Below are 291 nucleotides of genomic sequence, written 5' to 3' on the forward strand. Positions count from 1 at the left end.
CTGGAAACATGACAAAGTTTAATAAATTAATCGTAATTGTTTTATGAAGAGAACTATAGGGCATTCCTTTTTGAAGTTGGGATGTGTATAGCCTTCCCCAGTAATATAAACTTCTCTTAATCATATCATGATTATTATTTAGCTGGATTTCTACATTTACCTTTGTTCCTGTATCTAATGTTGCGGAAATATCTAAAATCGATAATTTATCCTCTTCATGTTCCCTGTATAAATGTGGATCTTCTAATTGTAACGAAACAATGGGTGATTCTAAAGAATCTTGTAACATAG

At 30.9% G+C, this 291-nt stretch carries 1 protein-coding gene; it reads right to left on the reverse strand.

The features are described 5' to 3' along the window. On the reverse strand, nucleotides 1-291 hold a 291-nt coding region (locus KFD70_RS29355; protein ID WP_431613561.1), incomplete at both ends, for an Rpn family recombination-promoting nuclease/putative transposase.

It is taken from the genome of Bacillus pfraonensis (assembly GCF_050768835.1).
GTDB lineage: Bacteria > Bacillota > Bacilli > Bacillales > Bacillaceae_G > Bacillus_A > Bacillus_A pfraonensis.